The sequence below is a fragment of the Motilimonas cestriensis genome (assembly GCF_021295315.1).
Lineage (GTDB): Bacteria > Pseudomonadota > Gammaproteobacteria > Enterobacterales > CBDFNC01 > Motilimonas > Motilimonas cestriensis.
In genome coordinates, this window is record NZ_JAIMJA010000005.1 from 112557 (window position 1) to 126339 (window position 13783).

General features: G+C 43.9%; 11 protein-coding genes. 6 read left to right on the plus strand and 5 right to left on the minus strand.

Going from position 1 to position 13783, the window contains the following annotated elements:
- Window positions 1-7: 7 nt before the first annotated feature.
- Entirely contained in the window at window positions 8-1564 is a 1557-nt protein-coding gene (locus K6Y31_RS06565) for a hypothetical protein (RefSeq protein ID WP_233052009.1), read from the plus strand.
- Window positions 1565-1569: 5 nt separating this feature from the next.
- Here the strand turns inward: K6Y31_RS06565 and K6Y31_RS06570 are convergent, their stop codons facing one another.
- A complete protein-coding gene (locus K6Y31_RS06570; protein ID WP_233052010.1) occupies window positions 1570-2568 on the minus strand; it encodes a DUF2860 family protein in 999 nt (332 codons plus the stop codon).
- Window positions 2569-2819: 251 nt separating this feature from the next.
- Here K6Y31_RS06570 and K6Y31_RS06575 point away from each other — a divergent pair, with 251 nt between their 5' ends.
- The 4 genes from K6Y31_RS06575 to K6Y31_RS06590 are packed head-to-tail and all read left to right on the plus strand — an operon-like array spanning window position 2820 to window position 6094.
- Window positions 2820-3653, plus strand: a complete 834-nt coding sequence (locus K6Y31_RS06575) for a MipA/OmpV family protein (RefSeq protein WP_233052011.1) — start codon at window positions 2820-2822, stop codon at window positions 3651-3653.
- On the plus strand, window positions 3643-4047 hold the full coding sequence (locus K6Y31_RS06580) for a DUF3019 domain-containing protein (protein WP_233052012.1): 405 nt from the start codon (window positions 3643-3645) through the stop codon (window positions 4045-4047). Before K6Y31_RS06575 ends, K6Y31_RS06580 begins: the two co-directional genes overlap by 11 nt.
- Before the next feature lie 35 nt (window positions 4048-4082).
- Window positions 4083-4796, plus strand: a complete 714-nt coding sequence (locus tag K6Y31_RS06585; protein ID WP_233052013.1) for a response regulator — start codon at window positions 4083-4085, stop codon at window positions 4794-4796.
- A gap of 2 nt (window positions 4797-4798) precedes the next feature.
- Entirely contained in the window at window positions 4799-6094 is a 1296-nt protein-coding gene (locus K6Y31_RS06590; protein ID WP_233052014.1) for an ATP-binding protein, read from the plus strand.
- Between the two features lie 328 nt (window positions 6095-6422).
- On the opposite strand, the gene K6Y31_RS06595 is transcribed toward K6Y31_RS06590, so the two are convergent.
- From K6Y31_RS06595 to srmB, 4 genes are all read right to left on the minus strand, one after another.
- A complete protein-coding gene (locus K6Y31_RS06595; protein WP_233052015.1) occupies window positions 6423-7439 on the minus strand; it encodes a DUF2860 domain-containing protein in 1017 nt (338 codons plus the stop codon).
- Between the two features lie 144 nt (window positions 7440-7583).
- The gene (locus K6Y31_RS06600; RefSeq protein ID WP_233052016.1) at window positions 7584-8315 is read right to left on the minus strand and encodes an aldehyde dehydrogenase family protein; all 732 of its coding nucleotides are present in this window, start codon (window positions 8313-8315) and stop codon (window positions 7584-7586) included.
- The gene (putA, locus tag K6Y31_RS06605) at window positions 8315-11443 is read right to left on the minus strand and encodes a bifunctional proline dehydrogenase/L-glutamate gamma-semialdehyde dehydrogenase PutA (protein WP_233052017.1); all 3129 of its coding nucleotides are present in this window, start codon (window positions 11441-11443) and stop codon (window positions 8315-8317) included. The genes K6Y31_RS06600 and putA overlap by 1 nt, the downstream gene beginning before the upstream one ends.
- 158 nt (window positions 11444-11601) lie before the next feature.
- Window positions 11602-12885 (minus strand): ATP-dependent RNA helicase SrmB, encoded by a 1284-nt coding sequence (gene srmB / locus K6Y31_RS06610; RefSeq protein ID WP_233052018.1) that lies wholly within the window; start codon window positions 12883-12885, stop codon window positions 11602-11604.
- A 127-nt stretch (window positions 12886-13012) separates the two neighbouring features.
- On the opposite strand from srmB, the gene K6Y31_RS06615 reads away from it, so the two are divergent.
- Window positions 13013-13738, plus strand: a complete 726-nt coding sequence (locus K6Y31_RS06615; RefSeq protein ID WP_233052019.1) for a tRNA1(Val) (adenine(37)-N6)-methyltransferase — start codon at window positions 13013-13015, stop codon at window positions 13736-13738.
- Window positions 13739-13783 lie beyond the last annotated feature (45 nt).

The following is a 13783-nucleotide window of genomic DNA, read 5'->3' on the forward strand; positions in this document are numbered from 1 at the left end:
GCGCACTATGCAACTGATTTCTAGAAGGTTAGGTTATACCTTTAGTTGCTTTTTGTTGTTATTGCTGTTGTCTGTTTTGTATCCCGAGCCTTGGTTGTATTTAGATTGGCCTCTGGGGTTTGATCTACATTCAGGCTTGAGCTTAGTGGGTCAGCAGCTATCCCTTGAGCGACTACTGCTAATACTTGCTTTAGCAATGAGTGTATTGCGCATATATCAGCTAAAACAGCAAATAATCAAGACTGCAAAGGTACGAATATCTACTTATCAAGGCATAGAAGCGGCTGTTTATGAGGGCTCGCAATTTATTGATCGCGAATTAGACCCATTAGAAATAAAGCCGATTAAGGATGCATTATATTGGCAACAGCAACAGCAAAAGGCGTTGAATGAGAAGCTCAGTGCGCTACAGCAACAAAAACAACGAGAGAATAAAAAGCTATCAGTACTTGAGCAAGAAAAGCGGCAATTAAAGTTGGGTTTGCTAGAGCTTAAAGAAACAAATCAACAGTTAACTCAGCAAATAGCGCATTTAAACCAATATTTTCCAAAACAACTGCAAGGGCTTACCCAAGAGTTTGATGACTATAAAACGAAGCAAAGTAAGCTCGTGCAGCCCTCAGTCGATTGTTTAGCTCAGGTAATTGACGAGCTCTCTTATTTACAGTGGCGAACGGCGACTGCCAATCAGGCTGCAGTATTACGCTCGTTGCAGTTTGATCTAGAAAGAGAATACCAAAGGTTACTCGATGGCGTCGGTTTGAAAAAAGATCGCCCAGCCACCTTAGCAAACAAAATTTTACCTTTAGGACAGCATGTATTAAGTGTCGATGTCGCGTCTTGGTCAGTCGTATGGTTTAGTCACGACAAGTTATCGAGTCAATTCGAGAATATGGCGGAGTGGGGGCTAAGTGTTTGTGCCGCAAGTGATATCGCAGAGCTCAATACTGTAATAAGTAAGACAAAAGGCAATGTGATTTTGGTTGATTTGGCGACACAAGAAGCTACCTTGTCCCAATTAGACAGTGAGCTTAGCGCGGACGCTTTGATTGTCTTAGTTGACAAATATTGGTCTGAAGCGCGAATACAGCAGTACAGCGCTGTGGCGGATGGGGTGTTGGTGTCGCCTTTTGCTCGACAAGATTTATTACGTATTTTGTCTGGCGTAGCGCGCGGTGATACCAGTGATTCCGCTTATCAGCTTGAGCTGATGCTACAGGGACAGCTGCCCAGTGAGGTTGCTGTACCTTTACTCGCAGCCAAAGAGGAGATGATTAAACAACAAGTGATAAATCAAAATATGCAACCTAACCCACAGGTGACAGAAGCTTTATTCGATCTTGCGTCATTAGCTGAACAAGTCGTTGATGGTCAAATGATTAAAGAAAATACAAATAAAATTATAATGTTAAGTGAGAGGTTGGCGTTGCCCTTATTGACAGTAGTCGCCCGTGAATTGGCGCAGCAGTATCGCGCCAAGCAAGATGTTAGCGCATTATGTTTTTTACTTTGGCATTGCTATCAAGATTCAGTGCGCGCCTTTAATGCTCGCACTGAATCTTAATGTTATTAGAAGCTATACACTACACCCACTGAGGCACCAGCGCCGTCTTCGTCATAGAAATTGATGTTGGAGTCTTGTTGGCCATAAAAGGCCATGGCGGTGAAAGTTGTGTTATCCCAATTAAAAGGCTGTGCGTAACTATAAAAAAGAAATGCGCCTAAGCTTTTATCTTCCCTTATTTTGTTAAAAATGGGATGGCTCTTATCATAGCTCGCTTGGCTGTAAGACAAGCTACTAACCAGCTGACTTTGTGGTGAAAGTTGACTAATGAATGAAGCCTGAAATTCGCCTTGATCAAAGGCCATGGCTTTACCGTCACTCTCGCCACGGGTGAAGGTTACGCTGGGTTGAATCGCGAACTGTTCATTAAGGGCGTAGGTATAATCTAGATATACTTGATGATAATCCGCATCGCGTTTAAGTAATGCTTGTTGCTGAGAAGAAAGGTTTAGGCTGTTATGCTGGCCGCTATGTTCGTGCTCAAAATTAGCCTCAGCCCATGTGTACTCAAAAGTGAGTGGTTGAGAAAATAGATTTTCAAACCTGACTCGTGCACCTTGTGATTCAACATCGGTTGTTGTGCGCTTAACATTAGTAATAAAGGGATCCTTCCAAGCCTCTGACTTCGCGAGCATTGGAATGTACGCGAGTGTGACGATGGTGCCATTATCAAATTCTTGGCTAATGCCTAATTCCGCTTTGAAATCACCAACCACAACACTGTCTTCGCTATTACCCAAAAAGAACTGCGTCTTCTTATTCATGAGGGTGTAGGAAAGTCTGCCCAGTACAAAAGCGGAAGCGGCAGTTTGCTTTTTACCTGCGTTATTTAAGTCTTTAGTGATGGCGTTATCTTTATCTGTGTTGCTTTGGGATTGGGCCTGACCGCCGCCGCCGTTGATGTTTAAAACAAAATCAACCCCTGGTTCAGCAAGGTCGGCAACACTTTGCTGTGAGGCCAATAATAAACTTGAAGCCAGTAGTGAATGAATTATCCGTGACATATTTTTTCCTTTGATTGGTTACCTTGGGTTGATTTAAAGATTACGCCAATGGAAAAAATATTCTGTCAGGGTATTTTATGCTTTGGTGATAATTTGTAAGTTAAATAATGCTTAGTTTGCTGATGCAAGGCAGTAAAGGGGTTATCTCATTACAATTTCTAACAAAATTATAGTTAAATAGCTCTGAACTAATTATTCTTCTCCCTTATAATCGCGGTATTAGGGTATTTTGTTTTGGTATTATTGACATTATGAATATAAACCAATGGATGGTGGTTGGGCTGTTTTTGTTGGCCATGCCAATGTCATTTTCTTATGCCGGTGAGCCGAATGGTGAACTTGGCTTTTGGGATGAATTTCGCTGGGACGCCAGTGTTGGCGCTGGGATTGATCTAACCGATAACTTTTTATATGTTAAAGATGAGCAAAAAATAAGTTGGTTTTTTGATGCCAACTTATCCATTGAGTATAAAGAATTTTACCTTGATCTTCAGCGCAGTAATTTGCCCGGGGGGGCCATCATGGGCTACCACTTGTGGCAAGGTGAAACATGGCAGGCCGATTTAGTCGCCGGTACGTATACCCTTGGCTTTAATGAAAATGGCAACTATTACACCAAAGAAGCGGGCCCTGCACTAGCTGGAATAAAAAGTCGTAGTGATGATTTTAATCTTGGAGTTAAATTTTTACGTGATTATGATTTTGCTGAATTTAGTACCGAAATCGTCACTGATTTCGGTCGCTCCCATCAGTCTTGGATGGTTCGCTCGGTTTTAAGTCGTCCTGTTCCTGCTGGCAATTGGGACCTGCGCGGTGGCGTAGGGTTTGATATTTATTCGGCTAAAATGGCCAATTATTACTACGGTGTCTCGGCTGATGAGGTCAGTGCCGTTAGGCCCGCTTACCAGCCAGGGTTATCCTTTGGCGGCTACGGCATGTTCGTGGCGGAATACCCTCTTAGTGAAAGCTGGGTGTTTTATTCAGCTGGTTTAGTTGGCGTGGCGTCCAGTAGCATCAAACAAAGCCCTTTAACAAACAGTAATGTAAGAGTTATTGGTTATGCAGGGGTGAAGTATGTATTTTAAACCCTTGTTTTTATTTTTAATGGCGTTCGCTTTAATGAGCTTTATGCCATCTCTTGCTTACTCAAAAACATTGCCAAGTACCGATTATATTAGTGTGAAACCAGAAAAATGTGTGGCGTTACGTGAAGGGCGTCAATGTTTAGCTGATGTCGCCTTTGATTGGCAAACGGCTGTGGTTGGTGATTACTGCTTAGTTGAAAAAGAGGCGCTTACTGTAGTTCGCTGTTGGCAAGGTACGTCTTCGGGGCGGTATCGACTGGCTTTTTCAAAGCAACAAACCACTCAGTTTTTGCTGGTGGTGAAAGATACAAATCGTGTGGTGCTAGAAACGGAAGTTGAAGTCAGCTGGGTCTATAAAACTAAGCACAAAAAACGTCGTTGGCGCCTGTTTTAATTTGGCACGAGTGAAACGTTTGAATGGGAGTGGCAATGGAAGAGTTAGCACGTATTTTGGTGGTTGAGGATGACGTTTCTTTAGCGCAATGGATCATCGAGTATTTAGATAATAAAGGTTTTCAAACTGCTCACTTAATGCGAGGGGATGAGGTGGCGCCTTATGTGCGACAACATCAAGTGGACTTGGTACTGCTTGATCTCATGTTACCGGGTTTAGATGGCCACCAAGTGTGCAAACAGCTTAGGCCTTTTTTTGATGCACCGATCATTATGTTGACCGCACGCGATGATGAATTTGATGAAGTACTTGGCTTAGAGTTGGGTGCTAATGATTACCTACTTAAACCGGTTCGCCCACGTGCTTTATTAACGCGGATTAAAACCGAGTTGCAACAATATAAAGATCAATGTCAGTTAAAGGGTAAAAAAGTTACGTCGCAGCTTAGTTTTGGCGGACTGGTATTAGATGCTCAATCGCAACGTGCGGAGTTACATCAAAACGATCTGGCCTTAACCACCACCGAGTTTGAGCTATTGTGGTTACTAGCAAGTGCGGCGGGTCAAGTGCTTGATCGTGATACTGTGTTTAAAAAAATGAAAGGCTGGGAATACGACGGTTTAGATCGGCGCATTGATGTTCTCATTTCAGGTTTACGGCGCAAAGTTTCCGATAGCCAAGGCAAGGCGAAAAGAATAAAAACGGTCTGGGGTAAAGGTTATTTATTTGTTGCAGATGCTTGGGATTAGTCATGCGTCGCTTATACCTCAGCATTGTAATTATGGCGCTAACATCCTTATTTTTTCTTGGCTGGATGCTAGATCAATTTGAAGCCGCCGACGACTCTCAGGTTAAACAAACGGAATACGCGCTTTATTTTCAATTAATGGAAGGCTTCGCTCAGCAAAGTGCAACACTAACTTTGTCGCAGTTACAATTAAAAGTACCCGAGTGGCATCGCGCTTTTAACTTACCGTTGTCGATGCACCATGTTGATGAGCTAGCATTACCCCAAGAGTTACAACCGCAACTATTGGCACCTGGTGGCTTGTTGTTAGAGTCTGATAGTCGCCCGTATTTGGTTAAGTCGTTAGCTTCTCATCCGCAATATCAGCTCTATCTTGATTTGCCTGAGGCTGACAACGCTTCCCCTCTTGACTTGTGGCTAACCTTAGCTTTTTATCTTGGCGCAGGGCTGTTGATGGCGCTTTGGCTATTTCCTTTGACTAGGCGATTAAGCTTGATCCATAAAATGGCCACAGAATTTGGCAAAGGGCAGCTAGACAGTCGTATTCCTGCCAGCCGTTTCTCTTATATCCATTGGCTTGAAGAAAGCTTTAACCGGATGGCTCAGCAGATTGAAGCCTTGATTGCGGAGAACCGCATGCTAGCAAGTGGCTTATCTCATGATTTACGTACGCCGTTAGCGTGTTTACGTTTTGGCGTAGAAGCTGCGCTCGATGCTGAAGAAGCCAAAGAAAAGGATCTGGTGCTTTTAAGAATGGAGCGTGATCTTGAGCAAATGGAGCAAATGGTCAGTGCCTTTTTGGATTATTCTAGTTTGGACAAACGAAAGGGTAAGCTCGCGATAAAACAGCAACGAATAGATAGCTTGTTAATTGATATTCAAAGGCAGGCACAAATGCTTGCCAAGCAACAAGGAAAAGACATTCGTTTTATTATTAAAACTCAGCAACAGTTAGTCTATGCCGATAAAGTTTGGTTGAGTCGTGCCCTATTAAACATCCTCTCCAATGGAGTGCGATTTGCAAAACATCAACTTGAACTTAGGGTCACGGTAGAAGAGGGGTATTGGGTGATTGAAGTGGAAGATGATGGTCCCGGGATCCCACCTGAAAAATGGCAAAGTGTGTTTAAGCCTTTTGTGCGATTAGAGGCCAGCCGCAGCCGAGAGCAAGGCAATTATGGTTTAGGCTTAGCGATTGCACACAAGGTTGCACTGTGGCATCAGGGCGACATTCAGTTAATGGTGCCAACGCATTTAACCGGGTGTTGCTTTAGGCTGCGCCTTAAGCTTACCGAATAGTTTCGATTTCGCTAAAAGCTGACGGAATACGTCAGCTTGTAATGACTATACCCAATCAACCTGGAGATGCTTGATTTCAGCAAGAATTTACAGGCGTTTAGGCAAGGCATTGATTGCAGGTAATGGCTTTCCCCTTATCAAAATCAATAACGCGGCATAAACGACTGTAAAGCTTGCCCTTTGGGAGCGCCACCGTGTTTCCACTACGTTGTTACGCTAATTTAAAAGGTGCCTACATTCCTGCATTAGCGTGCCTAGTATTGAAAACACGGTGGCGCTCTGAAACATGCATCTTCAAGTTGATTGGGTATAAGTGTAGCTGTGAGTTTTAAAACGTGTAAGCCATGCCTGCTGCAACACTGAGCATCTCTGATTCATAGAACTGAATATTTGAGTCGGTATTAGCCCAAGCGCCAAATAAAGTGAAGCTAGCATCTTGCCAACCAAATGGGGCTTTATAGCTATAAAAAGCGAATAGCCCCCATTTATTATCTTGGCGGTTACGGTTAAAAACAGGATTGCTGGCATCATACTTAGCTTGACTATAAAACGCATTACCCGTAATGCGGTGTTTATCCATTGTTTTAACTAGGCTCAAACGTGTACCGTATTCGTCGTAGCGCATTGCTTGTCCTGTTGCATCGCCTAAAGTATAAGTGAGTGCAGGCTCAAAAAATAAGCCACTGCCCAGTGGTATTAGCATGTCTAAAGTTACGCGGTGATAGTTTGCATTTCTATCGAGTAAACGCCTCTGTTCGTTAGTTAAGGCGAGCGCTGTGCCACTGGTTTCTTCATCCAATTGATTTTTTGCGAAACCGTATTTAAAGCTAAATAAACTGCCACCAATGTTTTCCCATGCCATCCTTACACCTTGCGAGTCTTGGTCAGTCTTGTTTCGAACTTGATTGACTCGATAGGGGTCTTGCCAAGTTTTACTAAAGCTAGGCAATTTTGGGAACCAAGCGAGGGTAAGTTTGCTGTTATCGGCAAATTGATGGGTGCCACCTAATTCCAATTGGAATTGACCTTGAGACACGTTTTCTAAACTATTACCCGCAAACAACTGCGTTTTTAAATCATCAAAGGTATAAGAAAGCCGAGCCAGAGGAAAGACAATGGCAGAATTAACTTGCTGACCAGAGTTGTTTAGATCGGACGTGACTTCATTGTCGTCATCGGTTTTCATTTGTGATGTTGATTGACTAAAGCCACCATTGATATTGAGGGTTAAGCCCCAGCCTGCTTCACTGGCAAGGGGTCGAGCCATGGCTTGGGGTAAATGAAATGCAGTCAAAATAGCCAAGGTGATGGTCGTTTTTGTGGCAAGCATTCTTTTGCTAAACATGGGAGTCGATCCTTGTTATCCGAGACGGGTTTAAAATAGTGTGAATACGCTTAATTTAGCTTCCTTTGAGTAAATAAAACATACTTAAGCGTCGGTTTTACGTTTAATGGATTAATTTAGTTCAAAATCAGGAACCATAATAAATTAACGACTTAACAACTCTATATTACCGCCAATGGCGGTGCAATTTTGGCTAATGCAGGTTTCACTGATAAACGGCAATAAACATTCTGGATGAAAAACCTGCTCTAAGCTGGCTTGGTGGGAAACACTGACTTGGCAGATGATGGGGCCTGTCCGTTGGCTGAGTAAGCGGCGAAACTGCGCTGTTTCATTTGGCTTCGAGTGCTCAATAAAAGCAACGCCAGTTAAACGGCTGTGTCGGTTCATCTGTAGCCAGTCTAAGCGACTTGTTAGTTGTAATAAGTCATTGGGCAGCGATTTAGATAATGAAATAAGTAAGCATTTTTGCCATTTTTCAAGTGGGTGAATGTAGTGCAATAGCACGCTGTTACCACATAACAACGCTGCCACGGTTAAGTTGATTAGCCGAGTAAAATTGCATAATGACGGTTTTGTCTGGTCTAGCTCGCCCACGGTAAAGATACCCTTGCCGTGAAAATGCAGCTCATTTCGTTCGCCAGTAATGCCTGTTAATGTTTGCATGTTGAAATTTAGCTCGGCTAAAGTGCAAAAATACTCACCGCACAGGCATATTTCATCGATGGCTTGTTGTGCTTCGCTGGATAGCTTGAGATGCTCAATGTGACTTGGCAGTTCACTGATCCAACTGCGCAATACATGATCCCTCTGATTTTGAGGGTATTTTCCCCAAATTTGAAATTGTGCGAATGCCGCTTGCCAAGGATCAGACATTAATAGGGCTCCAATTGACTAAATGCAGTTAAGTAAGTGGGTCCACCTGATTTAGGGCCTGTACCAGATAAACCTTTTCCACCAAATGGTTGACAGCCAATTGCGGCATCTGTTTGGCAGTTGTTGACATAAATATTGCCCATTTGTAATTGGCTGACTAATTGGTTAATGGTGGTTTGATTACGGCTATAGATCGCACAGGTTCGCGCATGTCCCATTTGGTTAATTTGTCTTATCAAATTAGGTAACTGGTGTTTTTCATAACGTAACACATGTAGGATGGGGCCAAAACTTTCGCCCCTAATATCGCTTATTTGTTCGATTTCATAAAGGGATGGCGCGATGAAGTAGCCGTTTAAGTCGTGATGCAATGGCGTTTGCCGTATTAAACGGGCATTGTTATTTAAGTGGTTCAAGTATTGTTGCAGTTGCAGCCACGTTTCTTTGTTTATGATTGGGCCTATATCTTGATGAATTTGCTCGGGGTTACCAACTGCAAGCTCTATCATGGCGTCGGATAGCTGCTTGATAATCGAATCGGCAACATCATCCTGCACACACAAGATCCGTAAGGACGAGCAACGCTGTCCTGCTGCGGAAAAAGCAGACCTGAGTGCATCTTTCACTACTTGCACATGAAGAGCTGTGCTGTCCACTAGCATACAGTTTACCCCTGAGGTTTCAGCAATCAGTTTCGCAAAGGGGGCTGCACTTCTATAACAAGCTTGTTGAATATTTTGCGCTGTTGTTAGGCGACCCGTTACCGCTATTCCGGCTAAGTTAGCCTGTTGCGTGAGTTGTTCAGCCACAGTATCAGCACCGGACAATAGTTGAATGGCATAAGGTGGGAAACCTATGCTCAGCATCAATTTGATTACCTGGTAGGCAATTAGGCTTGATTGTGGTGCGGGTTTGGCGATGACGGTATTGCCACAGACCAAGGCGGCGCAAATTTGACCGACAAAAAGGTCGAGCGGTGCGCTACATGGACTAATACATACCCAAACCCCTTGGCCTTTTCTACGCCAGTGAATGGGCGTTAAAGAGGGCATGGATACTGGTACTTGGTGAAATAGCGACAAGCCCTGAGAGGCATAGTAGCGACAGTAATCAACTGCTTTTCTTAACTCATTGTGAGCATCAAATAGCGTTTTTCCGGCTTCCATCATACACATTGCCGTTAATTTAGGAGCCTGTAATTCAAGTTTGTCCGCAAGCTTGTTAAGTAAGCTCGCCCGCAGTTCAATGCTGGTTTGTGACCAAAGGTGAAAGCCATTCAATGCTACCGTACAGGACTGGTTAATATCTTCCTGCGAAGCCTCAATTTGTTTACCGATCACCTCATCAAGTTGGTAGGGTTTTACTACTTCCTTGTGAGTTCGACCGGCGAGGTGGATATCGCCTTCAGCGTTAAGAAATACCGCTTCACCGTCAATGATCGGGCCACTAATGTATTGCTCATCAAAGTAGGGCGCGATACGTTGTTGCCAATGAGCCAGTGTGCGGCTGCAGGCAAAGTTAATGCCGACACTATTTTTTCGTACAGAGCCAAATATATCCGCGGGGAGGGGAAAGCCTGAGTGGCTGGTGTGATGGGAGGCAAAATACTGGTCAACCGGGTGTTCAATCAGCTCACTCATCGGTACGTTTTTATTGGCTATGGCACTTAAAAATGAGCTATTAGCACTATTTTCTAATAAGCGACGAACCAAATAGGGTAGCAGTCTTTGATAACTACCGACAGGGGCATAAACGCGCAAATGAGGTTGAGGGTGGTGGTGGTAAAGTGCTTCTCCCATGCCGAGGAGCTTTTGAAACTCGATATCTTGGCCATTGGCCATGACTTCGATTGCGGCCACTGTATGCGCGTTGTGAGTAGCAAATTGCGCCTGTAAGTGAGGTCGAACATGGCCCGATAACAAATATCTTGCGCAGCAAAGGTAGTTGATATCAGTCGCTGGCTTGCTGGTAAACACGGGATAGTTTACCAATCCTAAGTGCTGACTATTTTTGATTTCGCTGTCCCAATAAGCCCCTTTTACCAGCCTGATTTGAATCGGGGTATGGTGTTTTTTGGCTAGCGCTGTCAACCAGGCGAGTACGCTTAAGGCGCGTTTTGAGTAGGCTTGTACTGCGACACCTAGCTGGCCCCAACCCATTAAATTCGTGGTTTGGAATACTTCCTTAAATACCTGCAGTGATAAATCAAGCCGCTCTGACTCTTCGGCATCTAAAGTGACCGCAACATTGAGGTTTTTTGCCAGCGCGAGTAGCTGTAATAAGTTATCTTTTAGTTCGGTTAATACTCGCTGAGATTGGCTAGGCGCGAATCGGGGATGTAATGCTGAAAGCTTTATTGAAAGTGAATCTTGACGTTGGTTTTGTTGGTTGTGCTTCGCTATATGGTGGATCCCTTGAATATACGTACCCAAACAATGCTGCGCAGCTTCACTGGTAATGGCTGTCTCACCGAGCATATCGAAATTTAAATGTGGTTTATTACGAAAGCGTGAGTCATTTGCATATTTAAGGCCCTGTTGCAGGGCATTAGTAATATTTTGTCCCATGACGAATTGATGAGCCATTAACCGCATTGCATGATTTAGGGCTTTGCGAACAATGGGCTCCGTGAGGCTACTTACTAAAGACTTAATGGTTTGCTTAACACTTTGTGGTGGGTTGTCTAATGGCGTGATCCGGCCGGTCAGCAATAACCCCCAAGTAGAAGCATTAACTAGAAAAGAATCGGAGTGCTGTAAATGTGATGACCAGTCAGAGTGAGTAAGCTTATCTCTAATTAAGGCATCAGCCGTTTCTGGATCGGGAATGCGCATTAAGGCTTCAGCTAAACACATCAGCATCATCCCTTCCTGACTACTAAGGTGGTACTCCTGTAAAAAAGCTTCGGTGAGATTGGTGTGGTGGTGATCAGCTCTAATTTTACCTACGATAGTGGCAGCTAAATGGGTGGTTTTAGACATTTCCCAGCTACTGATGCTGGCATAATATTGCAGTTGTTTTACTAAATGGTGTTCTTCAGTCAGGTAATTATCAGCAATATTTTGCCAAAGGGTGTCGAGATCAAGGTCGACCGATGTCGGGGAAAAGTAATCATCCACTGATAGCATACAGTGCTCCGAATATGACCTAAGTTAACTCATAGTTTAGTACTAAATAGTTAAAATTGGCTGGATATCGGATTTATTTTTGTTTAAAAAACAGTAGCTTTACATCAAATTTAACTCACTCTTACACTGTGGCTCGTTGTAAGAGTGAGTGCTAAAGGCTACTTTTCTGATTTGGCTGCTTTTTTAGCCCAGTTGGGCTTGCCTTTGTCTTTTTTCGATTTACTTTTTACTTTAACGCCGGTTTTTTTCGTATCCACTTTTAGCGGTAAGCGTTTTTTCTTCGCTGGCACTGCGGCTTCTTTATTATTAGGACGTAAACCTTCAATAACACGGCGTTTAATTGGCTCTTTCATGTAACGCTCAACTTTTGCGAGCATTTCTACATCATGGGCTTCAATTAACGAAATTGCGGTGCCCTTGCGACCACCACGAGCGGTGCGACCAATACGGTGTAAGTAAATATCGGCAGTGCGCGGCATGTCATAGTTAATCACATGGCTAATTTCAGGCACATCTATACCGCGTGCGGCAACATCGGTCGCGACCAGTACATTTACCTTGCCGGTTTTAAAACGCATGATGGCAGTGGTGCGTTTTGATTGCTCCATTTCACCACGTAAGAAGCAACACTTTATGCCCGCTTCTTCTAATTTAGTTACCAGCTCAGTTAAGCGATCACGCGTTTTAACAAACACAATAGCGTGTTGTACTTCTTCTTTCTTTAAGGTTGCTTTTAGCAGTTCAAATTTATGGTTAATGTTGTCAGCTAAGTGAACCCATTGAATAATTTTTGCTCGTTCGCTGCGCGGCGCTGCAGATTCGATACTGACGGGCTCTTTTAAGATTTTCTCGGCAAATTGACGCAGCCCTTTGCCTTCTAAAGTTGCTGAGAACAAGAAGGTTTGTTTGCGCCAGCGCGCCTCTTCGGCGATGCGCTCCATGGTGCTGATAAAGCCCATGTCGAGCATGCGGTCAGCTTCATCTAAGGTAAGTATTTCGATTTCGCGGCAATCAAAAGCTTCTTGCTCGATGTATTCCATTAAGCGCCCGGGGGTGGCGACCACTAAATCCATGTTTTTAGTTAACACTTCTTCTTGAGTTTGGTAGCTGATACCGCCGATGATCGCACCGACTTTAAGGCTGGTATCTTTACACAGCTTAGTGGCTTCTACTTGAATTTGTACCGCTAACTCGCGCGTTGGCGTTAGGATCAAAACACGAGGAGAGCCAGGTTTGCGTCTTGGGAAGTTTAGCATGTGCTCGATAGCGGGTAATAAAAACGCTAACGTTTTGCCGGTACCAGTGGGTGAACTTGCCATTAGATCGCGGCCATCCAACGCATGGGGAATGGCTTCTTGTTGGATGGTCGTTGGCTTGTCGAGACCCATGCTGGTTAAGGCATCGACGAGTAGGGGATCTAACTCAAGATCGGCAAAAGACATAGTAATTTCCAGTGTAACTAAATTGGAGGGGGATTATAGAGGATCTCGCTGTACTTGGGTATGACAAGTTAGTGGTTGTTTAATAGCTTTGCTAGATTGTAGCGAAATTTTTATAGGAGCAAGCAAAATGGCTAAAAGTCGCGGATTCACTTTCAAACAATTTCACATTGAACATGACTTATGTGCAATGAAAGTAGGGACTGATGGTATTTTGTTGGGCGCTTGGTCTGAGGTAGGGCCGGCGGGTCGAATCTTAGATATTGGCACCGGAAGTGGACTGATTGCCTTACAACTGGCACAGAAAGCGCAGTCTGACAGTCACATTGTCGCTATTGAAATAGACTCTAACGCGGCTGCGCAAGCCAAAATAAATGTCGCTAATAGCCCTTGGCCTCATAAAGTTGAGGTGCGGTGTGAAACGCTGCAGACGTTTGCGAAACAGGCGCAGCATCAGCAGTCGTTCGACCTGATTGTTTCTAACCCGCCGTATTTTCCGGCTGGGCAAGATTTTCCCGACCAAGCCAGAGCAAAAGCGCGCCATACCGGCAGTTTAAACAAACAAGAATTAATGCAGGCTGTTGCACAACTTTTATCGGCAACTGGTCGCTGTGATTTGGTGTTGCCTTTTGATGTCGCGCTGGATTATATCGAGACGGCTAAAAGCGTTGGCCTGCATTTGCTGCATCGCGTTGATGTGCTGACTAAGAAAAATAGTCCACCTCATCGCATGTTGCTCAGTTTATCTAAGCAGACGAAAGAATCACGCTTATCTCAGTTATTAGTTCACAATGATCAAGGTGGTTATTCTGCTGATTTCATCCAGCTGACTAGGGACTACTATCTTAAAATGTAGTATTTATAGCTTTTATATTGGAAAAGTTTGATCTGAAGTATATTT

Excerpts from the sequence above, each read along its gene's own strand:
- K6Y31_RS06565 (WP_233052009.1), top strand. The coding sequence starts at position 8 with ATGCAACTGATTTCTAGAAGGTTAGGTTATACCTTTAGTTGCTTTTTG.
- K6Y31_RS06570 (WP_233052010.1), bottom strand. The coding sequence starts at position 2,568 with ATGTCACGGATAATTCATTCACTACTGGCTTCAAGTTTATTATTGGCC.
- K6Y31_RS06575 (WP_233052011.1), top strand. The coding sequence starts at position 2,820 with ATGAATATAAACCAATGGATGGTGGTTGGGCTGTTTTTGTTGGCCATG.
- K6Y31_RS06580 (WP_233052012.1), top strand. The coding sequence starts at position 3,643 with ATGTATTTTAAACCCTTGTTTTTATTTTTAATGGCGTTCGCTTTAATG.
- K6Y31_RS06585 (WP_233052013.1), top strand. The coding sequence starts at position 4,083 with ATGGAAGAGTTAGCACGTATTTTGGTGGTTGAGGATGACGTTTCTTTA.
- K6Y31_RS06590 (WP_233052014.1), top strand. The coding sequence starts at position 4,799 with ATGCGTCGCTTATACCTCAGCATTGTAATTATGGCGCTAACATCCTTA.
- K6Y31_RS06595 (WP_233052015.1), bottom strand. The coding sequence starts at position 7,439 with ATGTTTAGCAAAAGAATGCTTGCCACAAAAACGACCATCACCTTGGCT.
- K6Y31_RS06600 (WP_233052016.1), bottom strand. The coding sequence starts at position 8,315 with ATGTCTGATCCTTGGCAAGCGGCATTCGCACAATTTCAAATTTGGGGA.
- putA (WP_233052017.1), bottom strand. The coding sequence starts at position 11,443 with ATGCTATCAGTGGATGATTACTTTTCCCCGACATCGGTCGACCTTGAT.
- srmB (WP_233052018.1), bottom strand. The coding sequence starts at position 12,885 with ATGTCTTTTGCCGATCTTGAGTTAGATCCCCTACTCGTCGATGCCTTA.
- K6Y31_RS06615 (WP_233052019.1), top strand. The coding sequence starts at position 13,013 with ATGGCTAAAAGTCGCGGATTCACTTTCAAACAATTTCACATTGAACAT.